The organism is Ruegeria sp. AP12, assembly GCF_056540025.1.
Window position 1 is genome coordinate 765,552 of the sequence record NZ_JBQFVZ010000001.1, and the last position, 22,325, is coordinate 787,876.

22 protein-coding genes and 1 tRNA gene are annotated in these 22,325 nt (G+C 60.3%); 13 read left to right on the plus strand and 10 right to left on the minus strand.

Annotated elements, in window-relative coordinates; all coding sequences use genetic code 11:
- The first annotated feature begins 44 nt into the window (after window positions 1–44).
- The 3 genes from cysS to ACR0E6_RS03865 all read left to right on the plus strand — a co-directional run bounded on the left by cysS (window position 45) and on the right by ACR0E6_RS03865 (window position 4,016).
- A complete protein-coding gene (gene cysS / locus ACR0E6_RS03855; protein ID WP_480581042.1) occupies window positions 45–1,490 on the plus strand; it encodes a cysteine--tRNA ligase in 1,446 nt (481 codons plus the stop codon).
- Between the two features lie 112 nt (window positions 1,491–1,602).
- Window positions 1,603–3,237, plus strand: coding sequence for a citramalate synthase (gene cimA / locus ACR0E6_RS03860; RefSeq protein ID WP_480581044.1), 1,635 nt, complete (start codon window positions 1,603–1,605; stop codon window positions 3,235–3,237).
- Window positions 3,234–4,016, plus strand: a complete 783-nt coding sequence (locus ACR0E6_RS03865; protein ID WP_480581046.1) for a squalene/phytoene synthase family protein — start codon at window positions 3,234–3,236, stop codon at window positions 4,014–4,016. The genes cimA and ACR0E6_RS03865 overlap by 4 nt, the downstream gene beginning before the upstream one ends.
- Here the strand turns inward: ACR0E6_RS03865 and ACR0E6_RS03870 are convergent, their stop codons facing one another.
- A complete protein-coding gene (locus tag ACR0E6_RS03870; protein ID WP_480581048.1) occupies window positions 4,017–5,243 on the minus strand; it encodes an MFS transporter in 1,227 nt (408 codons plus the stop codon).
- A gap of 97 nt (window positions 5,244–5,340) precedes the next feature.
- Here ACR0E6_RS03870 and ACR0E6_RS03875 point away from each other — a divergent pair, with 97 nt between their 5' ends.
- Genes ACR0E6_RS03875 through ACR0E6_RS03890 form a run of 4 tightly spaced genes read left to right on the plus strand, consistent with a single transcriptional unit; the run spans window position 5,341 to window position 7,437 of the window.
- Window positions 5,341–5,973, plus strand: a complete 633-nt coding sequence (locus tag ACR0E6_RS03875) for a DNA-3-methyladenine glycosylase family protein (RefSeq protein ID WP_480581050.1) — start codon at window positions 5,341–5,343, stop codon at window positions 5,971–5,973.
- Complete coding sequence (locus tag ACR0E6_RS03880) at window positions 5,970–6,635, plus strand: alpha/beta hydrolase (protein WP_480581052.1); 666 nt, start codon at window positions 5,970–5,972, stop codon at window positions 6,633–6,635. The genes ACR0E6_RS03875 and ACR0E6_RS03880 overlap by 4 nt, the downstream gene beginning before the upstream one ends.
- A 2-nt stretch (window positions 6,636–6,637) precedes the next feature.
- Window positions 6,638–7,135 (plus strand): N-acetyltransferase family protein, encoded by a 498-nt coding sequence (locus ACR0E6_RS03885; protein ID WP_480581054.1) that lies wholly within the window; start codon window positions 6,638–6,640, stop codon window positions 7,133–7,135.
- A complete protein-coding gene (locus ACR0E6_RS03890) occupies window positions 7,135–7,437 on the plus strand; it encodes a putative quinol monooxygenase (protein ID WP_170450410.1) in 303 nt (100 codons plus the stop codon). The genes ACR0E6_RS03885 and ACR0E6_RS03890 overlap by 1 nt, the downstream gene beginning before the upstream one ends.
- A 6-nt stretch (window positions 7,438–7,443) precedes the next feature.
- Here the strand turns inward: ACR0E6_RS03890 and ACR0E6_RS03895 are convergent, their stop codons facing one another.
- Together ACR0E6_RS03895 and ACR0E6_RS03900 are read right to left on the minus strand one after the other, a co-directional pair.
- Window positions 7,444–7,869 (minus strand): VOC family protein, encoded by a 426-nt coding sequence (locus ACR0E6_RS03895; protein WP_170450412.1) that lies wholly within the window; start codon window positions 7,867–7,869, stop codon window positions 7,444–7,446.
- A 32-nt stretch (window positions 7,870–7,901) separates the two neighbouring features.
- Window positions 7,902–8,507: an rRNA large subunit pseudouridine synthase E gene (locus ACR0E6_RS03900; protein WP_170453029.1), complete on the minus strand. Its 606-nt coding sequence runs from the start codon at window positions 8,505–8,507 to the stop codon at window positions 7,902–7,904.
- 213 nt (window positions 8,508–8,720) lie between these two features.
- Here ACR0E6_RS03900 and ACR0E6_RS03905 point away from each other — a divergent pair, with 213 nt between their 5' ends.
- A complete protein-coding gene (locus ACR0E6_RS03905; RefSeq protein WP_170450414.1) occupies window positions 8,721–9,308 on the plus strand; it encodes an HNH endonuclease in 588 nt (195 codons plus the stop codon).
- Here the strand turns inward: ACR0E6_RS03905 and ACR0E6_RS03910 are convergent.
- Window positions 9,305–9,772 carry a disulfide bond formation protein B gene (locus ACR0E6_RS03910; RefSeq protein WP_170450416.1) on the minus strand — a complete coding sequence of 156 codons (468 nt, stop codon included), beginning with the start codon at window positions 9,770–9,772 and terminating at the stop codon, window positions 9,305–9,307. The genes ACR0E6_RS03905 and ACR0E6_RS03910 overlap by 4 nt on opposite strands.
- Window positions 9,769–10,347 carry a YqaA family protein gene (locus ACR0E6_RS03915; protein ID WP_170621844.1) on the minus strand — a complete coding sequence of 193 codons (579 nt, stop codon included), beginning with the start codon at window positions 10,345–10,347 and terminating at the stop codon, window positions 9,769–9,771. The genes ACR0E6_RS03910 and ACR0E6_RS03915 overlap by 4 nt, the downstream gene beginning before the upstream one ends.
- Before the next feature lie 145 nt (window positions 10,348–10,492).
- On the opposite strand from ACR0E6_RS03915, the gene ACR0E6_RS03920 reads away from it, so the two are divergent.
- Window positions 10,493–10,578: transfer RNA gene (locus ACR0E6_RS03920), tRNA-Leu, on the plus strand.
- 5 nt (window positions 10,579–10,583) lie between these two features.
- Here the strand turns inward: ACR0E6_RS03920 and ACR0E6_RS03925 are convergent.
- Entirely contained in the window at window positions 10,584–11,657 is a 1,074-nt protein-coding gene (locus ACR0E6_RS03925) for a Hint domain-containing protein (protein ID WP_480581057.1), read from the minus strand.
- Window positions 11,658–11,997: 340 nt separating this feature from the next.
- Here ACR0E6_RS03925 and ACR0E6_RS03930 point away from each other — a divergent pair, with 340 nt between their 5' ends.
- The 3 genes from ACR0E6_RS03930 to ACR0E6_RS03940 all read left to right on the plus strand — a co-directional run bounded on the left by ACR0E6_RS03930 (window position 11,998) and on the right by ACR0E6_RS03940 (window position 16,109).
- Window positions 11,998–12,966: a TAXI family TRAP transporter solute-binding subunit gene (locus ACR0E6_RS03930; protein ID WP_170450535.1), complete on the plus strand. Its 969-nt coding sequence runs from the start codon at window positions 11,998–12,000 to the stop codon at window positions 12,964–12,966.
- 102 nt (window positions 12,967–13,068) lie between these two features.
- A complete protein-coding gene (locus tag ACR0E6_RS03935) occupies window positions 13,069–15,681 on the plus strand; it encodes a TRAP transporter permease (RefSeq protein ID WP_480581059.1) in 2,613 nt (870 codons plus the stop codon).
- Complete coding sequence (locus ACR0E6_RS03940; RefSeq protein WP_170450539.1) at window positions 15,678–16,109, plus strand: universal stress protein; 432 nt, start codon at window positions 15,678–15,680, stop codon at window positions 16,107–16,109. Before ACR0E6_RS03935 ends, ACR0E6_RS03940 begins: the two co-directional genes overlap by 4 nt.
- Before the next feature lie 105 nt (window positions 16,110–16,214).
- On the opposite strand, the gene ACR0E6_RS03945 is transcribed toward ACR0E6_RS03940, so the two are convergent.
- The 3 genes from ACR0E6_RS03945 to ACR0E6_RS03955 are packed head-to-tail and all read right to left on the minus strand — an operon-like array spanning window position 16,215 to window position 20,303.
- On the minus strand, window positions 16,215–17,255 hold the full coding sequence (locus ACR0E6_RS03945) for a lipocalin-like domain-containing protein (protein WP_480581061.1): 1,041 nt from the start codon (window positions 17,253–17,255) through the stop codon (window positions 16,215–16,217).
- Window positions 17,245–19,659 (minus strand): FtsX-like permease family protein, encoded by a 2,415-nt coding sequence (locus ACR0E6_RS03950; protein ID WP_480581063.1) that lies wholly within the window; start codon window positions 19,657–19,659, stop codon window positions 17,245–17,247. The genes ACR0E6_RS03945 and ACR0E6_RS03950 overlap by 11 nt, the downstream gene beginning before the upstream one ends.
- Window positions 19,656–20,303, minus strand: a complete 648-nt coding sequence (locus ACR0E6_RS03955; protein ID WP_480581065.1) for an ABC transporter ATP-binding protein — start codon at window positions 20,301–20,303, stop codon at window positions 19,656–19,658. Before ACR0E6_RS03955 ends, ACR0E6_RS03950 begins: the two co-directional genes overlap by 4 nt.
- Before the next feature lie 176 nt (window positions 20,304–20,479).
- Here ACR0E6_RS03955 and ACR0E6_RS03960 point away from each other — a divergent pair, with 176 nt between their 5' ends.
- Window positions 20,480–20,914 carry a potassium channel family protein gene (locus ACR0E6_RS03960; protein WP_170621838.1) on the plus strand — a complete coding sequence of 145 codons (435 nt, stop codon included), beginning with the start codon at window positions 20,480–20,482 and terminating at the stop codon, window positions 20,912–20,914.
- Here the strand turns inward: ACR0E6_RS03960 and cls are convergent.
- Window positions 20,911–22,323, minus strand: a complete 1,413-nt coding sequence (gene cls, locus ACR0E6_RS03965; protein WP_170621837.1) for a cardiolipin synthase — start codon at window positions 22,321–22,323, stop codon at window positions 20,911–20,913. The genes ACR0E6_RS03960 and cls overlap by 4 nt on opposite strands.
- Window positions 22,324–22,325: the final 2 nt, after the last annotated feature.

A 22,325-nucleotide genomic window follows, 5' to 3' on the forward strand; every position in this document is an offset into this window, starting at 1 on the left:
GTTGCTAAGCCCGCGCCAACGCGCAAGCTTTAGGAGCCCGAGTGATGACGACAATCAAGCTGCACAACACGCGGACGCGGACGAAGGAAGATTTCGTTCCGATCGATGCCGAAAACGTGCGGATGTATGTCTGTGGACCCACCGTCTATGACCGGGCCCATCTGGGTAACGCGCGGCCGGTGGTGGTGTTCGACACGCTGTATCGGGTGTTGCGTCATGTCTTTGGCGCGGATCATGTGACTTACGTGCGCAATTTCACCGACGTAGACGACAAGATCAACGTGACCGCGCTGAAGCGCAAACAGGCCGGGGCCGAAGGGTCTCTGGAGCAGTTGGTCCACGAACGCTCGGATGAGACCATCGGGTGGTATCTGCACGATATGGGCGCGCTTGGGACGCTGGAACCGAACCAGATGCCACGCGCAACTGAGTTTATCCCTCAGATGATCGAGATGATCGAAGACCTGATCGCCAAGGGCCACGCCTATGCGGCCGAAGGTCATGTGTTGTTCGCGGTGGACTCGTGGAAGGAAGGCTATGGCAAGCTGTCGGGTCGGTCGGTCGATGACATGATCGCGGGCGCACGGGTCGAGGTTGCGCCGTACAAGAAAAACCCGATGGATTTCGTGCTGTGGAAGCCCTCGACCGATGATCTGCCGGGGTGGGAGTCGCCCTGGGGCCGGGGTCGACCGGGTTGGCATATCGAATGCTCGGCCATGAGCTATGAGCTGCTGGGGGAGAGTTTTGACATCCACGGCGGCGGCAACGACCTGATGTTCCCGCACCACGAAAACGAGATCGCGCAAAGCTGCTGCGCGCACCCCGAGGGTGAGTTCGCTCGGGTCTGGATGCACAATGAGATGCTGCAGGTCGAAGGTAAGAAGATGTCCAAGTCGCTGGGCAATTTCTTCACCGTGCATGACCTGTTGGAACAGGGCGTACCGGGTGAGGTGATCCGCTTTGTTTTCCTGCAGACCCATTATCGCAAGCCGATGGATTGGACCGAAAAGAAGGCGGGTGAGGCCGAGGCAACGCTGCGCAAGTGGCGGGCGCTGACAGCGGGCATCGAGCCCGCCGCCAGCGCGGCACCCTCGGTGATCGCGGCACTTGCGGATGATCTGAACACGGCGGGTGCCATTGCAGAACTCTACCGTTTGGAACGCCAGATCAGCCGTCAAAAAAACGCATCGAACGAACCTGTGAATTTGCAGGATGGATTATTGCAGAACTTCTTGGCTTCTGCACAATTGATGGGACTTCTGTTACCCGAAATGGGAGCTTGGGCGGACGCAGCATCCGTTGATCTGACCTCTCATTCCGATCGATTGGCAACGGCCCGCGCCTCAGCGATGCAAAACAAGGATTTCTCGGAGGTTGATCGTCTAAAGTCAGCCTATATCGCCGCCGGTCTTGAGGTCCGCATGAGCAAGAATGGCGTTGAACTGGTCCCCGGTCCGGGTTTCGATCCTTCGAAGTTGGAGAAAATATAGATCACCGTTCAACCCGGGGCTTGCCCGGGCAGCGCCCGACCGCCCCCATGGGCGGGCGCTTCGCATCCACCCTCGGTCGGGCACCGCCCGAACAAGCCAAAGAGCCAGAATAATGACCAAGGAACGCCTCTACCTCTACGACACGACCCTGCGCGACGGGCAGCAGACGCAGGGGGTGCAGTTCTCGACCGCCGAGAAGGTGCAGATCGCGCAGGCGCTGGATGAGTTGGGGGTCGATTATATCGAAGGCGGCTGGCCCGGCGCGAACCCGACCGACAGCGCGTTTTTTGAGGTGGCTCCAAAGACCTCGGCCCGGTTGACGGCGTTTGGGATGACCAAGCGCTCTGGTCGGTCGGCCGAGAACGACGACGTGCTGGCGGCGGTGATGAATGCGGGCACGCGGGCGGTCTGTCTGGTCGGTAAGTCGCATGACTATCATGTGACCCACGCGCTTGGGATTTCGCTAGAGGAGAATGTCGAGAACGTCCGCGCCTCGGTCGCGCATCTGGTGGCGCAGGGGCGCGAGGCGCTGTTCGATGCCGAGCATTTCTTTGATGGGTACAAGGACAACCCCGGCTATGCGACCGAGGTGTGCCGCGCTGCGCTGGAGGCTGGCGCGCGCTGGGTTGTGCTGTGTGATACCAACGGTGGCGCTTTGCCTGCCGAAGTTGGGCGCATTGTGTCCGACCTGATTGCTGCGGGGCTGCCGGGGGATCGGTTGGGCATTCACACCCATAACGATACCGAGAATGCGGTGGCCTGTTCGCTGGCCGCCGTGGATGCAGGCGCGCGGCAGATTCAGGGCACGCTGAACGGGCTTGGAGAGCGTTGTGGCAATGCGAACCTGACGGCACTGATCCCGACCTTGTTGCTGAAAGAGCCTTACGCCTCGCAATTCGAGGTCGGTGTCAGCCTTGACGCTCTGGCCGGTCTGACGCGGATCAGCCGGATGCTGGACGACATCCTGAACCGGGTGCCCAGCAAGCAGTCGGCCTATGTGGGGGCCTCGGCTTTTGCGCATAAGGCCGGGTTGCACGCCAGCGCGATTCTCAAAGACCCCTCGACCTATGAACATGTCGATCCGGCGACGGTGGGCAATGCGCGGATCATCCCGATGTCGAACCAGGCGGGGCAGTCGAACCTGCGCAAGCGCCTGACCGAGGCCGGGTTGACCGTGAAAAAAGGCGACCCGGCATTGGGGCGCATTCTTGAGCGGATTAAACAGCGCGAGGCCGAGGGTTATTCCTATGACACCGCGCAGGCCAGTTTCGAACTGCTGGCGCGGGATGAACTGGGGCAGTTGCGCGAGTTCTTCGAGGTCAAGCGCTACAAGGTCACCGTCGAGCGGCGCAAAAACAAGTACAACAACATGGTCAGCCTGTCCGAGGCCGTGGTTGTGGTGAAAGTAGATGGTGAAAAGAAACTGTCGGTCAGCGAGTCTCTGGACGAGCAAGGCAGTGACCGGGGGCCGGTGAACGCGCTGGCCAAGGCGCTGGCCAAGGATCTGGGACAATATTCGCAGGTATTGGCGGATATGCGGCTGGTCGACTTCAAAGTGCGGATCACCCAGGGCGGGACCGAGGCCGTCACGCGCGTCATCATTGACAGCGAAGACGGGCAGGGGCGGCGGTGGTCCACCGTTGGGGTCAGCGCGAACATAGTCGACGCGTCCTTCGAGGCGCTGTTGGACGCAATCCAGTGGAAGCTGGTGCGGGACTGTGACCCTCAGCAGGCGGCGGCAGAGTGACGGCGACGTTTGACGAGGATGTCAAAGCCTGTGCCGCTTTGGTGCACAAAGCCGATCCTGATCGGTTTCTGGCGGCAATGGCCGCTCCTGTCCCGGCGCGGGCGGTCCTGTTTCCGATCTATGCGCTGAATGTCGAGGTCGCGCGCGCGCCCTGGGTCACGCAAGAGCCGATGATTGCCGAGATGCGCCTGCAATGGTGGCGCGATGCTTTGCAGGAGATTGCGCAGGGTCCGACCGTGCGGCGGCACGAGGTTGTGACGCCTTTGTCTCGGGTCCTGTCGCCCCACCTGGCCGGGATGCTGGACGAATATGTGGCGGTGCGGCGGTGGGACATCTATCGTGACCCGTTCGAGGATCAGGGCCACTTTGACGCCTATATCAATCACAGTTCCGGTTCGCTGCTGGTGGCCGCGGCACAGGCCCTTGGGGCTGCGGATGAGGGTGTGCTGCGTGATTTCGGCTATGCCATAGGCGTTGCGAACTGGTTCCGCGCGATCCCCGAGCTTGAGGCGCGCGGGCGCATTCCTCTACTGGATGGCACGCTCGATGGGGTGAAGACGCTGGCAGAGGCAGCTTTGGTGCGATTGACGCGGGCCCGATCTGACCGCGATGCGGTATCGGCAGACGCCCGTCCGGCGCTTTATGGCGGGTGGCAGGCCGAATGGATTTTGAAACAGGTGATTGCACGCCCGGATCGCGTCGCGGCGGGTGCTTTGACGCAGGGTGAGGCGCGGCGGCGGCTGTCTCTGATGTGGACCGCTGCGACGGGTCGGTGGTGATCAGGCTGTTTTCGGATCGGCTGGCCTGAGGACCAGCCACAGCAGCGCTCCGCCCGCCAGGGTCAGCAACGGGATCATAGCGAGGTTGACGGCCGTCCAACCCTCGACCGGCGAGCCACCGGAACAGTTCATCAACCCGCCCGAGGCCAGCGAAGCAATCGTCACTCCTCCGAACACCAGCAGGTCGTTGAGGCCTTGCATCCGGCCTCGTTCATGCACTTCGTGCGAGGCGGCGAGCATGCTGGTTGCGCCGATAAAGCCAAAGTTCCAGCCGATGCCCAACAGGATCAGGGCGATGAAGAAATTGCCCAGTTCGACCCCTTGCAGGGCGACGACTCCTGCGCCTGCGAGGATTGCAAGGCCCAGGGCCACGATCTTTTCGACGCCGAAACGTGCGATCAGGTGGCCGGTGAAGAAGCTGGGGACATACATGGCCAGCACGTGGCTGGTGACCACATCCGCCGCGTCATTGGCCGAGAACCCGCAGCCGACAACCGCCAGAGGGGTCGAGGTCATCACAAGGTTCATCAGCGCGTAGGAGACCATGGCGCAGATGATCGCAACGGCGATGCGCGGGGTTTTCAGCAACTCCAGCCGCGACCGGCCTTTAGGTGCGTCTGCGGTGGGTTTTGGCGGCGTCGGGATGTCCAGAAAGAAGAACAGGGCCGAGCCAATGACGTTGACGGCAATCACCGCGATATATGTGCCCAGAAACGGAATGACATAGGCCTGCGATGTCAGTTTGACGATTTGCGGGCCGATGATCGCGGCGGCCAGACCGCCCGCCATGACATAGGAAATCGCCTTGGGCCGGAACGCGTCCGAGGCGGTATCGGCTGCGGCAAAACGGTAAAACCCGTGCGCGCTCATGTAGATGCCCGTCAGCAGGCTTCCCAGCAGAAAGATCGTGAACGAGCCGAGATAGAGCCCATATGCCCCGACCAGACCGCCCAACGCTCCGGCTGTTGCGCCGACCAGAAAGCCCGCACGACGGCCCCAACGCTGCATGATAGCCGAGATCGGCGTAGCGGCCAGCATTGAACCCAGAACAATCAGCGAAATCGGCAGTGTCGCAAGGCAGGGGTTGCTGGCCAGCGATTGCCCGGCCAAGCCACCAACGATGAAAATCATCGGCATCTGCGCACCTAGAATCGATTGCGCGGCGACCAGAACAGCAACATTGCGTTTGGCTTGCGAGTCGTCCGGGGTGGCTGTAGTCATCGTCATGCGCCAATGCGTATCGGTGAAAACGCTGACGCACAAGCGGCTTGCATATGCGGCTGTGGCCCCTAACGTGCGAAGCGTGTCACAAAGCAGAGATCCCATGGCCGTAGGGCGCATCATTGAAACCCCCGACTGCGTGACGGAAGGGGCCGAGTGGCTGGCCAATGCGTGCCCGCGCATGGCTTATGCGATGGAGCAGACCGGTCCTTTGCCCCTGCGGCGTAAGCCCGACGGCTTTGCCCAACTGCTCAGCGCGATTGTCAGTCAGCAGGTCAGCGTGGCCTCGGCCAACGCGATCTGGAAGCGGATGCAGGACGCAAAACTGACCGGGCCGCGCAAGATCATGTGGGCTACGGATGATGATTTGCGGGCTGTTGGATTGAGCCGTCAGAAGATCCGATACGCCCGTGCTCTGGCTGAGGCGCGTATTGATTACAAAGCGTTACGAGACGTCCCTGATGCAGATGTCATTGCCACGCTGACGCAGGTTCCGGGCATCGGCGTCTGGACCGCCGAGATATACGCCATGTTTTCACTGGGGCGCGCGGACGTCATCGCGCCGGGCGATCTGGCCCTGCAGGAAGCCGCGCGCGTTCTCTACGATCTGCCCAAGCGCCCGACCGACAAGGAGCTTCGCCAGATGGCCGAGGCGTGGTCGCCCTGGCGCTCGGTTGCGGCCCGGGTTTTGTGGGCCTATTACCGGGTGGCCAAGAAAAGAGAAGGGATCAGATGACTCGGGTTTTGAACGCGCTCAGGAAAGAGCCGGTTTCGGGCGATACACGCTCGGTCGTGGTGTTCGTGCACGGCTATGGGGCCAACGGGGCCGATTTGCTGGGCCTTGCCGACCCGCTGGGTGAACACCTGCCGGATACGCTGTTCGTGGCCCCCGACGCGCCCGAGCAGATCCCGGGAATGCCGAACGGCTTTCAATGGTTTCCGATCCCGTGGATCGATGGCTCGTCCGAAGAAGAGGCGCGTCGTGGGATGGAAATGGCGGTCGAGGATTTCAACGCTTTCCTCGACGCGCTGATGGTAGATGAGGACGTGCTGCCCGAGCAGGTCGTTCTGTTCGGCTTCAGCCAGGGCACGATGATGAGCCTGCATGTGGCCCCCCGCCGCGAAGACCCGGTTGCCGGGATCGTGGCGTTTTCGGGCCGGTTGCTGGAGCCTGAACTGCTGGCCGACGAAACCGTTAGCCGAATGCCCATCCTGCTGGTCCATGGCGATGCCGACGATGTGGTCCCGCCGCAATCGCTGCCCGAAGCCGCCGAGGCGTTGCAGGCTGCTGATTTCAAAGAAATCTATGCTCATGTGATGAAGGGCACGGGCCATGGTATCGCACCCGATGGCCTAAGCGTCGCTTTGGCCTTCATGCGCGACAAGCTGAGCCTGTAGCGATGATCGCCATCCGCCCGATGATGCCCGAGGATGTGGCCGAGGCCTGCCGCATCCTCAACCACATCATCGCGGCGGGTGGCACGACCGCATTTGAAATCCCGTTTTCAGAGGCATTGTTCGCGCAAAGCTATCTGAATGGTGCTGATAAGATCTGTTGCCATGTTGCCTTGGACGACCAGGGCGCGGTTGCCGGGTTTCAGTGGTTGGGCACCTATGACGCGTTGCCCGATGAGTGCGCCGATATCGCAACCTTCACCCGCCGCAACCCGGTGCTGCGCGGCGCGGGCCGGGCCTTGTTTGACGAGACGGAGAAGACGGCCTGCGCGCTGGGGTTTTCTGCGATCAACGCCACGATCCGGGCGGATAACCTTCTTGGCCTAAGGTATTACGAAAAAATGGGTTTCCGGGACTACTCGGTCGCGTATGGCGTTCCGCTGCGCGACGGCACCCCGGTCAATCGAATCTCGAAACGTTATGATCTGAGGAAGGGAGCGTAGTGCTGGTTGTCACAGGAATTGTCGAAGTGAACGAGGCCGGGGTTGAACAGGCCCGCGAGGCCGCTCAGGCGATGGTTGCGGAAACCGTGAAAGAGCCCGGTTGTCTGGTCTATGAATTCAGTCAGGTGCTGGGACATCCCAACCGCTTCCGTGTCTATGAGGAATGGCAGGATCAGGCTGCGTTAGAGGCGCATTTTGCGACACCGCACATGGCCGTGTTCCGCGCGGCCTTGAGTGAGGTTGGCCTGACCTCTCGCGAACTCTACACGATTACAGGTGGGCAGAAGCAGCCGCTTGGCTAATCGGGTTCAACCCCACAAGTGACCTTCGGCAAACTCGACCGAATTGCCCGCCGGGTCGCGGATATAAAGGGATCGCGCACCGCTGGGCCAGTCGAACTCGGCATCGATGGGGACGTTCCAGTCCAACAGGTGCTTGCGCATGGCGGAGATTTCATCGCGGGTCAGCACAAGGCAGACATGCCCCGGACCCCGCGCGCCATGCGGCGGAACGGGCAGGTCCGGGTTCAGGGGCGGTTGTTCGGTCTGATCCGGGTTGAACAGCAACAGGACGGACCCGCCGACACGGTAGAACACATGCCGATCGGTGATCCGCTGAATGCGCTCCAGCCCCAGAACCTCACCATAAAACTGCTCTGCCGCGTCCAGATCGTCAACGTAAAGCGCGGCCTCCAGAATGGCCGACGGGGCAGGTATGTCCGGCGTGAGTTTCATACCCGCATTTTAGCAGAGATGAGCCGCCCGTGTCACCGCCGCGTACGGCGGTCGCGTTTGCGCTGTGGGGCTGTGTTGAGGTCGGGCAAGGGCAGGCTGTCCCATTGGCCGGGCTCCAGATCATCCAGCGTCCAGTCGCCGATGCGATAGCGGATCAGGCGCAGGGTCGGCAGCCCGACCGCCGCCGTCATCCGGCGCACTTGTCGGTTCTTGCCTTCTCGGATGGTCAGTTCGATCCAACTGTCCGGCACGGACTTGCGTTCGCGGATCGGTGGTGTGCGGGGCCAAAGGCCATCCGGCTCGTCCATCTCACGCGCTTTGGCGGGCCGGGTCAGGCCGTCTTTCAATTCGACTCCATCGCGCAGCGCCTTCAGCGCGGCTGCATCGGGCTCGCCTTCGACCTGAACCCAATAGGTCTTGGCCATCTTGTGCTTGGGGTCCGAGATCTGCGCCTGAAGCCGCCCATGATCGGTCAACAGCATCAGCCCCTCGCTGTCCCGATCCAAGCGCCCGGCCGGGTAGACCCTGGGCAGATCGATGAAATCGGACAGTGTTCGACGTGGCGACTCGGCGCTGCCGCGATCGGTGAACTGCGGCAGCACGTCAAAAGGTTTGTTGAATCGAATGAACCACGACATGCCTCCGCCATAGCCTGCAAAACATGCTGTGTGCAACCTGTGGATAACTGTCATGTGCCTGTTACGGAACAGGCTTACCCAGTCTTCGAGATATTGTGGAAACTCAGGGCTTGTCAGAGATTTACCACGATATATAGTTATCTTAAGGCCGGGGCGGGTGCTCCCCGCTCTGGTGTCACAAACGGGCAGCTGAGAGCGAGGAGCGATTCTGTTATGGACGGAGACTTCAGGACCGAATTTGTAAGAGAGCCGGGGACGCTCAAGCATCACCCGGCGCTGGTTTTGAATGCCGATTACCGCCCCTTGTCCTATTACCCGCTGTCGCTGTGGCCCTGGCAAGAGGCGATCAAGGCCGCTTGGCTGGACAGGGTGGACATCGTGGCCGAATACGACGAAGTCGTCCGAAGCCCCAGCACCGAGATCCGAATACCCTCGGTCGTTGTTTTGAAAGACTATGTAAAACCCAGAAAGCGCGTGGCCTTCACGCGCTTTAATTTATTTTTGAGGGATGAGTTCCGCTGCCAGTATTGCGGCAGTCGCGACAACCTGACGTTTGATCATGTGGTGCCGCGCGCCGCGGGTGGGGTGACAAGCTGGCAGAATGTGGTTGCGGCGTGCAGTCCTTGCAACCTGCGCAAAGGGTCCAAATCACTGCGCCAGGCAGGCATGACCCTGCGCAAACCGCCGCGTCAGCCCGATGCCGAAGCGCTGCGCAATATCGGGCGAAAGTTTCCGCCGAACCACCTGCACGAAAGCTGGATCGATTTCCTGTACTGGGATGCCGAACTGGACGAAATCTAAGCCTTCGCGCGCCAGGCGGCGAGCCAGAACAGAACCAGCACCGCCGAGATTACCGCGTTCCAACCGGCCATGGACAGGCCCAACATCTGCCATGGGATCTCATCACAGCGCACCAGCGGGGCGGACATGATCTGATCCATCAGCTCTTGCGCCGATAGCCCCCCTATATCGCCCGAGGTGCAGCTGGTCGGGCCTTCCCACCAGCCTTGCTCGACGCCCGCATGAAAAAGACCGATGGCAGCGGTTGTCAGCGCGGCCAGGGCACCGGCCAGGGGCAGCAAGCGAACAGTTGGCAGGGCCAACGCCAATGCGCCGATCACAATGGCGACGCTGTGGGGGTAGCGCTGCCAGATGCACATTTTGCACGGTGCCAACCCACCGACATACTGAAAGGCCCAGGCCCCCAGCAACAGGGCAGCTGATCCGCCGGCCGCCAGCACCACATAGGTTGCGCGTTTCGTCATAGGTATCGCACCGCAAGAAAGCCGCCGAACAGCAGGATGATGAACAGCGTGAACATCAGGCCCAGACGCTTTTCAATGAAGTCCCGGATCGGCTCGCCAAATTTCCAAAGAAGGCCCGCCACCAGAAAGAACCGCAACGCGCGCGCCAGAATCGAGGTCGCGACGAAGGTTCCAAGCGGCATGCCCGTCCAGCCCGACATAATGGTGATGACCTTGTAAGGGAAGGGCGTCACCCCCGCCGCCAGCACAGCCCAGAAGCCGAAATCGTTGAAGCGGGTGTTGAACTCTTCCATTGCGTGGGCTTTGCCCATCGCCTCCAGAATGGGTTGGCCGATGCTTTCATAGGCAAAGGCTCCGATCGCATAGCCCAGCAGACCGCCCAGAACCGAGGCCACCAGAGCAACGCCGGCAATCAGCCAGGCGCGTGAGGGGCGGGCCAGAATCATCGGGATCATAAGCACATCAGGCGGGATCGGAAAAAATGAGCTTTCGACAAAGGCGACAATCGCCAGCGCCCAAAGCGCCCGAGGATGCTCGGCCAGTCGAATGGTCCAGTCGTAAAGCGATCGTAACATGGTTTACTCAGATCCCGGTCTTTGACCGTGCCAGCCAAATCACGCACCCGTGGACCCGTCAACCGCTGGGGTGCAAACAATCGCTACGAAGGTTGATTTTTGCCTCTGGACCTTCCCCGCTCTGGGCGCTAATCCAGTGTCCGTGGCCCAAGTGGCGGAATGGTAGACGCAGGGGATTCAAAATCCCCCGCCTTCACGGGCGTGAGAGTTCGAGTCTCTCCTTGGGCACCACATTTTTATCCCTGATACATGCTGAGAAACGGTTTGTTGTTCTTCATGTGGCGGCTGATCAGTGTTTTTTGCTGTTTGCCGTTTGGAACAATGCAGGCGGGTTCAACCTGTGTCGTTGCGCAGTCCAACTCGGGAAACAAAGTCAGTATTTCTTCGCGCATGGCGGCGGGGAACATTTTCAGGGCTTCGGGGCCTGTGAACAGGCTTTCGGTTGGTGCGCCATCGGCAAAAATCACCTCGTGAGAGTCAAACAAGATGTGGAAATACTCGACATCGGTGACACTGTTGTCCACGTAGATTCCCGGCCATTCGGTCATCTTTACGGCGGCAATCAGGGCTTCGGTTTGACCGAACATCCGTTGGGCGATTTGTGACGATACCAGCATTCGATGCTGGCGTGAAACCAGCAGGTCCCGGTTTGGTAAACCATTACCCAATGCGCCCTGAGTGATGCGAACCGGCCGGAGCTTCGGGTTTCGGGACAAGGCGCTTGCATCCAGCTTGCAAGACCCGATCCAACGGATGGGCTTGGCACCGTTTCGGGTTTCGACCAGATCACCTTCTTTGAGCATTTCCACCGGAATCAGCCCACCCGGCGTGGCAATCCCTGCGCCTCGCGTCAGGCAAACAGCCCCTTCAATGTCGTCATATTGAGGCGAGTTGCCGGGGATCGTGTTCGACACGGTGATCGTATAAACAACACCCGGGACAAGAGGTTCGGACGGCAGATACCCGGCAAGTATCCCAGCACCAGCGGTAGAGTTCGGGTTCGAGTCAACTTCGATCTGATACAACGTGATGGTGCTGCCATCGGGGGCCGTCAGGGTATATTGCTGTTCTGAATATACCGTAGTTGTCGGACCACCCAAAACCGTGCCGTCCGCAAAAGTGGCGGTTCCGAACTGGTTGGTGTCGTTGCCGTCTTCGTTGCGAAACAGGTCCCCATCCAGCACGTCATCGTCATCGTCAACGACCAGAATGACATCGTTGCTGCCATCATAGCCCCCAACCAACGAGACCGTATTGCCGGAAAACACCAGATCGGTACTCAGGTAGAGTTCATAGGTGGTGATCGGCATGTTTCAGATGCTCGGTAAAATAGTAATCACAAACTTTTGATCACGTTAGATCAACGTTCCAGCCTGTCAAGTCATGGTCCCGCCACCTAAAGGCCGGTTCGTTTCCCACGGGGAAAGTTACAAAAGACGCGTCACATCTGAGCGAATGGGCGAAGTATCGACAAGGCGCACTTGACAACTTGCGTCTCGGAATGAAACCTCGAAATTGTTGGGAGACATTGGAAAAATTCAAAAGTTGCACGGGTTGCATGACGAACTGATCTGACGTATCGGCGCGTCCCTCGCATTCGCGGGGCTTTTGTTCTTTCCCGCTCACACAATAAAAAATGGGAGTTCTTACATGAAAAACAGCAGCAAGCTTAGCCTCGGCGCATTTGTCACCGCGGCGATGATGGCACCGGCAGCCTATGCCGAAGAGTTCATCACAATCGGTACCGGCGGCGTGACCGGAGTTTACTATCCGACCGGTGGCGCGATCTGCCGTCTGGTGAACAAGGGCCGCAAGGAACATGGCGTGCGCTGCTCGGTCGAATCGACCGGCGGATCGGTCTACAACATCAACACCATCCGCGAGGGCGAGCTGGAGTTCGGTGTGGCGCAGTCCGACTGGCAGTACCATGCGTATAACGGCTCTTCGAAATTCGAAGAGGCTGGTCCGTTCGAAAACCTGCGTGCGGTCTTCTCGGTTCACCCCGAGCCGTTCACCGTTGTGGCCCGTGCCGATGCCGGCATCACCAACTTCGAGGACCTGAAAGGCAAGCGCGTCAATATCGGCAACCCCGGTTCCGGTCAGCGCGGCACCATGGAAGTCCTGTTGGGCGAAATGGGCTGGACCACCGATGATTTCGAACTGGCGACCGAACTGAAGGCGGCTGAACAGTCGGCGGCCCTTTGCGACAACCAGATCGATGCGATGGTCTATACAGTCGGCCACCCCTCGGGTTCGATTCAGGAAGCAACCACAGCCTGCGATTCCGTTCTGGTGAATGTCAGCGGTGACGCGGTCAGCAAGCTGGTCGACGACAACTCGTTCTACCGGACCGCGACCATCCCGGGTGGTATGTATCGCGGATCGGACGGTGACACCGCAACCTTTGGTGTCGGCGCAACCTTCGTGACCTCGGCGGATGTGTCGGAAGACGCGGTTTATGCGGTTGTCAGCTCGGTCTTCGAGAACTTCGACGACTTCAAAAAGCTGCACCCGGCATTTGCCAACCTCAAGCCCGAAGAGATGATCGCGGACGGCCTGTCGGCTCCGCTGCACCCGGGTGCCGAGAAGTACTACAAAGAAAAAGGCTGGATTCAGTAATCCGGACCCAAAGCAGGGTGCCCACGGGCGCCCTGCCACCCAAACCCGTAGCAAACGGGTGATTCAGAAGGCCGCAAAAGGCCGCGACGGGGAGACATTTGCATGAGTTCCGACACACAATCCAATCGTCCGCTATCCGAAGAAGAGCTACAGGAATTAGTTGCTTCCTCCGATGCGGGTGGGCGCAACCCGGTCGGTAATGTCGGGATATTCCTGGCCATTGTGGCAGCGATCTGGTCGATCTTTCAGGTGGTTCTGGCCTCGCCGCTGGCGAATTACATATTGCCCGGCAGTATCGTGAACAATTCGCGGCAGTTCCATCTGGCCTTTGCCATGTTTCTGGCCTTTGCGGCCTATCCGGCGCTGAAGTCCAGCCCTCGGAACTATATTCCGGTTCAGGACTGGATCATGGGCCTGCTGGGCGCGTTTGTCGCGCTGTACGGCTATTTCTTCTACCAAAAAATCGTCGATGCGGGCGGTTTGGCCGATGACACGGACAAATGGGTCGCTCTGGGCGGTCTGCTGTTGCTGTTCGAGGCCGCACGCCGCGCGCTTGGTCCCGCAATGGCGATCATCGCGACGATCTTTCTGGCCTACGTGTTCTTCGGCTCGTCCGAATGGGTGCCCGAGGTTATCCGCTGGAAGGGTGCCAGCCTGAAAAAGGCGATGAGCCATATGTGGATCACGTCCGAGGGCGTGTTTGGCATCGCGCTTGGGGTTTCAACCAAATTCGTGTTCCTGTTCGTACTGTTCGGCGCGTTGCTGGATAAGGCCGGGGCAGGGAACTACTTTATCAAAATGGCCTTTGGCGCTCTTGGCCACCTGCGCGGTGGTCCGGCCAAAGCGGCGGTTGTTGGTTCGGCGGCGACCGGCCTGATCTCGGGCTCGTCCATCGCCAATGTTGTGACCACCGGCACCTTCACCATCCCGCTGATGAAACGCGTGGGCTTTTCCAGCGAACAGGCGGGCTCGGTCGAGGTTGCCTCGTCCGTGAATGGCCAGATCATGCCCCCCGTGATGGGCGCTGCGGCCTTTCTGATGGTGGAATATGTGGGCATCTCGTATGTCGAGGTGATCACCCACGCCTTCTTGCCTGCCGCGATTTCCTACATCGCGCTAGTCTATATCGTGCATCTTGAGGCCGTGAAGCGGAACATGCCCACGCTGGGCGACCGTGACGTGCATCTGGCGCGGACCGTTGTGGGGATGTTCTCCTTCTTCATCGTCTTTGCCGGGCTCTGCTATGGCTCGCAATTCCCGGTCGATGCGGTGACCGCATGGGTGCCGTCAGCGGCTGGTCTGGTGCTGAGCCTGATTGTCTGTGCCGTCTATGTCGCGCTTTTGTATCTGGCCGCTCAGGTGCCAGATCTTGAACCGGATGATCCGAACGCCAAAGAGGTGCAACTGCCCGTCATCGCAGACATCTACAAGGCCGGTCTGCACTACCTTCTGCCGATCATCGTGCTCGTTTACTTCCTGATGATCGAACAGAAATCGCCGGGCCTGTCAGCCTTCTGGGCGACTGCTTTGCTGTTTGTGATCCTGCTGACGCAAAAGCCGCTCAAGGCGATGTTCCGGGGGCAGAGCAACCTTTACAACAGCTTCATCGATGGAGTTGCCGATCTGTGGCAGGGCATGATCGACGGTGCGCGCAACATGATCGGGATCGCCTTGGCCACGGCCACGGCGGGTGTGATCGTGGGGACGGTGACGCTGACCGGTGTGGGGCAGGTGATGGCCGATCTGGTCGAGTTCCTGTCGGGCGGCAACCTGATCCTGATGCTGATCATGGTCGGTATCCTAAGCCTGATCCTGGGCATGGGCCTGCCGACCACGGCGAACTATATCGTTGTCAGCTCGCTGATGGCGGGCGTTGTGGTCGAACTGGGCGCGCAAAGCGGGCTGATCGTGCCGCTGATCGCGGTGCACCTGTTCGTGTTCTACTTTGGGATCATGGCGGATGTGACGCCTCCGGTCGGGTTGGCCAGTTTCGCAGCGGCTGCCGTATCGGGTGGCGATGCGATCAAGACCGGGTTTACCGCGTTCTTCTACAGCTTGCGCACCGTGGCGCTGCCGTTTGTGTTCATCTTCAACACCGACTTGCTGCTGATCGATGTGACATGGGTCGAAGGGATAATCGTCGCCATATTCGCGACCATAGCCATTCTGGTCTTTACCGCCGGTACCATGGGCTATTTCCTGACCCACAGCCGTATCTACGAAAGCGTTGCGCTGATCTTTGTCGCCTTTGCGCTGTTCCGACCGGATTTCTTCATGGACCGGATCTCACCCCCGTTCCAGTCGGTGGAACCTGCCGCGTTTGAAGAAACGATCGGGCAGACGCCACCAGGGTCCGAGGTGCGACTGGTCGTGTCCGGGCCGGATTTCGACACGTTGGAGATGGTCGACACGACGGTCGTCGTCACTGTGGGCGAAGAAGAGGGTGGAGCGGCCCGGGTCGAAGCGATGGGTCTACTGCTGATCCCCGAAGACGGGCTGATCAAACTGGAAGAGCCGCTGTTTGGCGCGCCGGTCGCGGATGAGCTGGGCATCTTCGACTATTACGGGGACGAGGCCGTGCGCCTGACCTCGGTCAGCCTGCCGTCCAGCCAACCGCCCAAGCAGTTGATCTACCTTCCGGCGATGCTCTTGCTGGGTCTGATCGCCTTCCTGCAACGTGGCCGTGCCGCCAGACAAGAAGAGGTGCCCGCATGACAAAGTCAGTTCTTTGCGCCGTCGATATCAGTAACGGAGATCTGGACAGCCCGGTCCTGAAACAGGCTGCGGCGCTGGCGGATTTGGATGGGGCCCAGTTGGATGTGGTGACGGTTCTGCCTGATTTCGGGGAAAGCTGGGTGTCGGGCTTTTTCGAGCCCGACTTCCACGACAAGGCGCTGGAAGAGGCCCATAACAAACTGACCGCGCTGTGTGTGTCGGCGTTGGGCTCGGACCGCAATGCCTCGATCCGTCATGTGGTTGCAACTGGTACGGCCTATCAGGAAATCCTTAAAACCGCCGACAGCGCCGGGTCGGACCTGATCGTGATCGGGGCGCACAAGCCGGATTTCAAGGATTACCTTCTGGGCCCCAACGCTGCGCGCGTAGTGCGGCACGCGGCGGTTTCGGTCTACGTCGTCCGCTGATCCAGAGTGTGCGACCTTTGAGCTGAAGTATCATGCGACAGGAATGGCCCGAGAGCGCCGTAGGCGTGGCAGGGTATTCCTGTCTCAGAATAAAGGTCGCACGCTTTAATACCCGGTCATCTCAAGGTAGCCGCGCCCTGCGTGGCTGCCTGAGACGGTGACCGGGCCTTCCCAATATTCAAATCGCGTCGCCATCCAGGCGTCAGGGATCAGGGCCGAAACCTCGACGTTTATGTCGCGGTCAGGCAGGGTGACGTTCCATCGAATTGGCACATCCCGACCCGCAACGCGTGCGGTTTCAAGTGGTGTGAACTGGGCCGATCCATCAGGCAGTGTCTGGCTGCTGCCATCCGCATTGATCCACGTGGCCGCCGTGAAATCACTCCGTGCCCCGCGCAGGCGAAACGCCATCAGCTTGTCACCATCATCGAAGCTGAGCGAGAACCAGTCCCACCCGCTTTGATCCTCGGCCAAGGGCTGCGACGACCACTCGCGATCCAGCCAGGCATGACCGGTGACGGCGATGTCTCCGTCCGGCAAATGCAGGGTGCCTTCGACGGCGTAGAACGGTTGGGAATAGTAATAGCTCGCCTGACCGTCTGCGGATTTCACGGAATATCCGCCGTCTCCGTGAAAGACCAACGGACCTTGGGCGTTCAGGGACAGGGTATAGCCGAAATCCGCTCCATTCGCAGTCAGCGACAGCGAGTCGAAATCCGGCCCGCTCATACGCCATTCGTCGATCCATGCGGCAAAGGGTTGGGCGGTTACTCCGGCCTGACCGATGCCGCCGCGCGACAGGCGTTCCGCGAAGTAATGGCGTTCGGGCGTGGTGACGGCTGCGTGACCCATCCAGATCTGCGGGCTTTGCCAGCCGTCGGTGTCAAAGGGTTTCAGGGCGGATCGGAACAGTGTCCACTGGATGCCATAGTCGCGCCCGTCTTCGCCCATCAAGTTGGCTGTCAGGTACCACCATTCGATGCGATAGCTGGGATGCGCGCCGTGATCCCTTGGAAAGACATATTGAAAGTCGCTCTGCGGCACGTCGAACCCATCCGCCGAGCCGCCCAGACCCGCGTAGCCTTGCGCCAGAGCGGGTATCGGTAGCCAGCAAAATAGGATCAGAAAAAGGGCCTTAACGTTCATTGGCAAAAACCCTCAGTAAGTTGGCCGGGGGCAGGCGTAACAGTCGCAGCGCGGGCAGGGCGGCTGCGACAAGTGCGGCAACCAACGTCAGCAGAAACAGATACAGCCAATCCCACGGGAATACGTACATCGGCAGGCGCCATCCAAAGGCCTGGACATTAATGACAGCAAGCAGCACCCAGGCCAGAACCAGCCCCAAAGGCAGTGCCAGACAGGCTGTCAACGCCGCCAGAAGAACACTGCGCAACAGCTCGAATTTCGCCAGTTCTGCGCGATTCAGACCCAAGGCCCAAACCGGCGCGATCTGAGGCAGGCGCTGGGTCCACAAGGTCAGAAGGCTGGTTAAAATGGCGAACCCGGCGACCCCAAGCGTAAGGATGTTGAGTGAGGAGGTCACGACAAAGGTTTTCTCAAAAATCGCCCGCGATTGCGCCTTCATCGCGGCCTGCTGCACCACGTTTCGGGGCGGCAGATCGAAACGCGCGCGTAGCGATTGCGCCATCTCGGTCGCCGCGCCCGGGTTCATACGTATCCCAAAGCGCCTTGCGTCTGTCCCCGGCGCGATCTGATCCAGTTTGGTCATGGACACAATCGCCTGACCGGTGGGGTTGCCATAATCGGAATAGACGCCCGCGATTGGCAATTGATGGTCCGGCGCGATCGTCAAAACATCCCCCGGCCAAAGCTGCGCGCGGCGGGCCAGTTGCTCATTGATCAAAATGGCCTCACCCGCCATCACCCTGTTCCAATCGCCATCGGATCGGGCAATCAACGGCCAGTTATCCCGGTAGACCGGATCGTCTACGACCCCATACAAGAACAAAGGCCCGGTGGTGTGAGGCAACTCGACACTGCGGATCGGCAGGATCGCATTGACCTGAGGGGCCAGCCATACGGCCATCTCGCTGGCTTGCTGGTCATTTTGGGCAGTCACATAAATTTCGGCGGTCAGGCGTTGGTCGAGCCATCCGATGAAGGTTAGCCGGAAGCTGGAGACCATGGTGCCAACGCCGATATTTGCAGCCAGCGCCAGCAGCAGGGCCATCAGTGCCAGAGAAAGCCCCGGCAATTGCGCCCGCATATCGGCCCAGATCCATTGCGATACAGGGCCGCGCGCTTGTTTAGCACCTACCGATAGGGCGATAGACAGAAGCAGGGGCAGCAACAGGGCGGCCCCGGTCAACAATCCGGCGAGCAAGACAAACCCGGCAAGCAGGCCACCGAGGCTGGTATAGAAAAGAGTACCGCCGACAATCAGAAACACTCCGATGACCCCGGCCAATCGGTGTGTCTGTCCCGAACCGCTCCAGGCCTGCACGCCGGGCCCTTCAAGCAGTGGCATCCGGGCCAAACGCCAAAGCGCGTGGCCGCTGGCCCCCAAGGTGCCCAGCAGCGCCATGGCCAGCCCCGCAAGCGCCCATTCGGTTTGCAGGGTCAACTGTCCCGTCACAGGCGCGCCGTATAGCCCGCGCAATGTTGCGGCCACGTCGGGCAGCAGCGCGCCTGCCAGAAAGAAACCCAGGATCAGTCCCAGTGCGCCGCCGATACAGGCCAGCAGGGTCAACTCGGCCAGGATCAGCCAGACCAGCCGCCGCATCGAAACACCCAGGGCGCGCAACGTTCGGATCATCCCGCGCCGTTGGGCAAAAGCCAGCCCGACCGTGCCATTGACGATGAAGAGGCCAACGGCGAAGGACAGCAGTCCAAAGGCTGTCAGGTTCAGGTGGAAGCTGTCGGTCAGTTGCGCGGTATCGACCTGCGAATCCGGGCTGATCTGTTGCAGTTCCGGTGCGACATCCGACAGTGGCAACCGCCCGCGCGGTTGGCTCGGCAGAACGACAAGGCGCGAGATCGCACCGGGTTGACCCAGTAGAGTCTCGGCCACGCCAATGTCGGTCAGAATGACATCCGGGGGCAGGGAACGGGAAAGAAGAATGGGCGGCAGATCGCTCACCGGTTCCAGAACAGGTGCAAGATCGGGGTGCACGACAAGACGTCCAGGCGCGGTCAACATATCCGCAGGGTCGGGTGGGTCGGCGTCCTGTTCGGTCTCGGTAACGGCGGGCAGGGCCGGGTATGCCACCATATCCACACCCATCAGGCGCATTGTCCGCCCCCCAACGCGGAAAGTACCCTCGAGCACAGCTGCAACCTGCCAACCGGCCTGACGCAGTTGGGCATAACGCGCAACGGGGATGGGGCCGGTGGGATCGCGCAGTTCATCGAACTGACCAAGTGCCAGTTGTGCGTTTGCGCGGGCATAGCTGGCGCGCGCTTCGGCATTGATCGCCTGCACCGCAGACCACAGACCAGTGGCCAATGCGATCCCGATCAGCAATGTCGCAAGTTGCAGCCAGTGCGCGCGCCAATGGGAAAGCAACGCTTGTATGACCGGTCGCGTCATTGGATCCGGCCACCGGCCAGATGCACGCGCCGTTCAAGCCGCGCAGCAATTTCGGCGGAATGGGTGACCAGCAGCAGCGCCGCGCCTGTATCCGCCACAAGCGATAGCATCAGGTCCAACACAGTGGTGCTGGCGGTTTCATCCAGATTGCCCGTGGGTTCATCTGCCAGCAACAGTTTCGGGCGCGCACCCATGGCGCGGCCGATGGCCACCCGCTGCTGCTGCCCGCCGGACAGGTTCTCGGGGAAGCGATCCAGAAGATCGGACAATCCCAACCTGTCCGCCAGATGGGCGCTCCAGTCGGGATCATGGCACCCGGCCAGCCGGGCGTGGAACGAGAGGTTCTGTGCAACCGTCAGCGACGGGATCAGGTTAAACTGCTGAAACACCAACGAAACATGACGGCGGCGCAGGTCGGCCCGTCCAGCATCATCCAGCGAGGACAGGCGCGCTCCGTTCAGCGTGATCTCGCCCCCGTCGAACCGATCCAAAGCGGCTGCGAGGTTCAGCAGAGTGGATTTGCCGCTGCCGCTTTCTCCGGTCAGCGCCAGCGTCTGCCCCTGATCCAGTTCCAGCGACACGTCGCGCAGCACCGGCCGCCCGCCGGGATAGGATTTCTGCACCTTGTCTATTGTCAACAGCATCGACCGACCCACTTTTTCCCAGCAGGATGTGCAACAGTTTTGACCTATGTCCAGTGCAGACCGACCCCCGGTGCGTTTCGCCGCAGGGGCAAAATCCGCCAACCGGGCTTGTGCCAAGGCGCGGCACGGGCCATTCTGGCTGACAGAGTCATGGCTGCAATTCAGGGTGAAAAAACATGAGCTTGCTGCACCAGATTGTATGGGGCAGTGCCTTTCTGGGGCTCTGCTTTGTGGTCGAGATCTTTTTGCTGACCTGGTGCACAATCGTCATCATGAGGATGGAGCCGAAATGGTCCAAAAGCGGGCTTTTTCTGGCGACTGCTGCACCGATTGCAGTGGCTTTGGTGTTCATTGTCCTGACACACACCATTCAGGTCTGGATCTGGGCGGTTGTTTGGGTCCTGCTTGAGGTGCTGCCCGACTGGAACACGGCCCTTTATTTCTCGTTGGTCACATTCACCACGCTGGGCTATGGCGACATCGTTTTGGGCGAGGCGTTGCGAATTTTCGGCTCGTTCGCGTCGGTAGCGGGGCTTTTGGCCTTTGGCCTGTCCACCGCCTATATGGTGGCCCTGATGACCCGCGTGTTTCAGGAACGGTTCTTTTCCTAAAGGATGGGCGCAAACAGCCGGGCCAGCGGTGCCCCGAACCGGATATGGGCCGGTTGTTGTTGCAAAGACCGGGTGAGTTCATAGCAGTTCTCGAAATCCGCCAGCAGCATCCGTTCAACGGCTTGCGTTGCCCTTTGATCGAAGAACAGGGCCATCGCTTCAAAATTCAGGCGGAAGGAACGGTTGTCCAGATTTGTTGTTCCAACCGCGGCCAGCGTGTCATCAACGACAAACACCTTCTGGTGCATGAACCCGTCGGTATAACGAAACACCCGCGCGCCGCAGTCGCGAACCTCATCGAAATAGGCGAAAGCGGCCAGCCAGGGCAGGCGGTGATCGATCATGTCGGGTACCAGGATTCGCACATCGACGGCACGCATCGCCGCGTGTTGCAGGGCGGTCATGATGTCGATATCGGGCACGAAGTAGGGTGAGGCGATCCACAGCCGTTCCTTCGCCTCGGCGATGGCGGAAAAGAACAGCATCGCCCCGGTTTCGGTATCGTCTCCGGGCCCGGTTGCGACCAGCAGGGCGTTCATATCCTGCTCGGACTCGGTTCCGGCCCAATCCACTTCGTCGATCAGGTCTTCGTCGCGGGCCCAATGCCAATCCTCGGTGAAGATAAGTTGCAGCTGCCGGACGATATGCCCGGTCATCTTGATATGCGTGTCGCGCCAATGGCCAAAATGCTTGCTTTGGCCAAGATACTCGACCCCGACATTATGCCCGCCGATAAACCCGATCTCGCCGTCGATCACCACGGTCTTGCGGTGGTTGCGGTAGTTGAGTTGGAAACGGAAATTCGGCCCGCGCTGATCCTTGGGATTGGCTACGTCGATCCCGGCAGTCTGCATGGTCTCAAGATACTCGGTCGGCAGCCCGTAACTGCCCACAGCATCGGTCATGAACCGGACATGCACGCCGCGTTTTGCGGCAGCGATCAGCTTTTGCTGCAGTTTCAGACCCAGATCATCGGCGCGTACGATGTAGAACTGGATTAGGATGTAGTTTTTGGCCGCATCGATGGCGTCAAAGATCGCATCAAACGTGGCTTGCCCGTCGATCAGCAACTCGGCCCCGTTGCCGCGCGACACCGGGAGGTGCGCCAGAAACTCGAACGGGCGGGGGTTGATCGACATCGTGGACGGGTCGGGCTTGGAATAATCCGCAAAGCTTTTGATGCCTTCGACCACACGCTCGCTTTCCTGTCGTGCGATGCGATAGCCGCGAAACCGGTGGTGGCCCAGAAACAGGTACATAGGCACCGCAAAGAACGGGGCCGAGACCAGAAAGACCACCCAACCCACCGCACCTTGCGGGGTTCGGGCGGTCTGCGCGGCGCGAACGGAAAACACGACCGCCGTTACGTACAGGGCAAAAACGGCGGTCGAAACAAGCAGTGTCCACATAA

Excerpts from the sequence above, each read along its gene's own strand:
- cysS (WP_480581042.1), top strand. The coding sequence starts at position 45 with ATGACGACAATCAAGCTGCACAACACGCGGACGCGGACGAAGGAAGAT.
- cimA (WP_480581044.1), top strand. The coding sequence starts at position 1,603 with ATGACCAAGGAACGCCTCTACCTCTACGACACGACCCTGCGCGACGGG.
- ACR0E6_RS03870 (WP_480581048.1), bottom strand. The coding sequence starts at position 5,243 with ATGACGATGACTACAGCCACCCCGGACGACTCGCAAGCCAAACGCAAT.
- ACR0E6_RS03875 (WP_480581050.1), top strand. The coding sequence starts at position 5,341 with ATGGCCGTAGGGCGCATCATTGAAACCCCCGACTGCGTGACGGAAGGG.
- ACR0E6_RS03880 (WP_480581052.1), top strand. The coding sequence starts at position 5,970 with ATGACTCGGGTTTTGAACGCGCTCAGGAAAGAGCCGGTTTCGGGCGAT.
- ACR0E6_RS03885 (WP_480581054.1), top strand. The coding sequence starts at position 6,638 with ATGATCGCCATCCGCCCGATGATGCCCGAGGATGTGGCCGAGGCCTGC.
- ACR0E6_RS03895 (WP_170450412.1), bottom strand. The coding sequence starts at position 7,869 with ATGAAACTCACGCCGGACATACCTGCCCCGTCGGCCATTCTGGAGGCC.
- ACR0E6_RS03900 (WP_170453029.1), bottom strand. The coding sequence starts at position 8,507 with ATGTCGTGGTTCATTCGATTCAACAAACCTTTTGACGTGCTGCCGCAG.
- ACR0E6_RS03905 (WP_170450414.1), top strand. The coding sequence starts at position 8,721 with ATGGACGGAGACTTCAGGACCGAATTTGTAAGAGAGCCGGGGACGCTC.
- ACR0E6_RS03910 (WP_170450416.1), bottom strand. The coding sequence starts at position 9,772 with ATGACGAAACGCGCAACCTATGTGGTGCTGGCGGCCGGCGGATCAGCT.
- ACR0E6_RS03915 (WP_170621844.1), bottom strand. The coding sequence starts at position 10,347 with ATGTTACGATCGCTTTACGACTGGACCATTCGACTGGCCGAGCATCCT.
- ACR0E6_RS03925 (WP_480581057.1), bottom strand. The coding sequence starts at position 11,657 with ATGCCGATCACCACCTATGAACTCTACCTGAGTACCGATCTGGTGTTT.
- ACR0E6_RS03930 (WP_170450535.1), top strand. The coding sequence starts at position 11,998 with ATGAAAAACAGCAGCAAGCTTAGCCTCGGCGCATTTGTCACCGCGGCG.
- ACR0E6_RS03935 (WP_480581059.1), top strand. The coding sequence starts at position 13,069 with ATGAGTTCCGACACACAATCCAATCGTCCGCTATCCGAAGAAGAGCTA.
- ACR0E6_RS03940 (WP_170450539.1), top strand. The coding sequence starts at position 15,678 with ATGACAAAGTCAGTTCTTTGCGCCGTCGATATCAGTAACGGAGATCTG.
- ACR0E6_RS03945 (WP_480581061.1), bottom strand. The coding sequence starts at position 17,255 with ATGAACGTTAAGGCCCTTTTTCTGATCCTATTTTGCTGGCTACCGATA.
- ACR0E6_RS03950 (WP_480581063.1), bottom strand. The coding sequence starts at position 19,659 with ATGACGCGACCGGTCATACAAGCGTTGCTTTCCCATTGGCGCGCGCAC.
- ACR0E6_RS03955 (WP_480581065.1), bottom strand. The coding sequence starts at position 20,303 with ATGCTGTTGACAATAGACAAGGTGCAGAAATCCTATCCCGGCGGGCGG.
- ACR0E6_RS03960 (WP_170621838.1), top strand. The coding sequence starts at position 20,480 with ATGAGCTTGCTGCACCAGATTGTATGGGGCAGTGCCTTTCTGGGGCTC.
- cls (WP_170621837.1), bottom strand. The coding sequence starts at position 22,323 with ATGTGGACACTGCTTGTTTCGACCGCCGTTTTTGCCCTGTACGTAACG.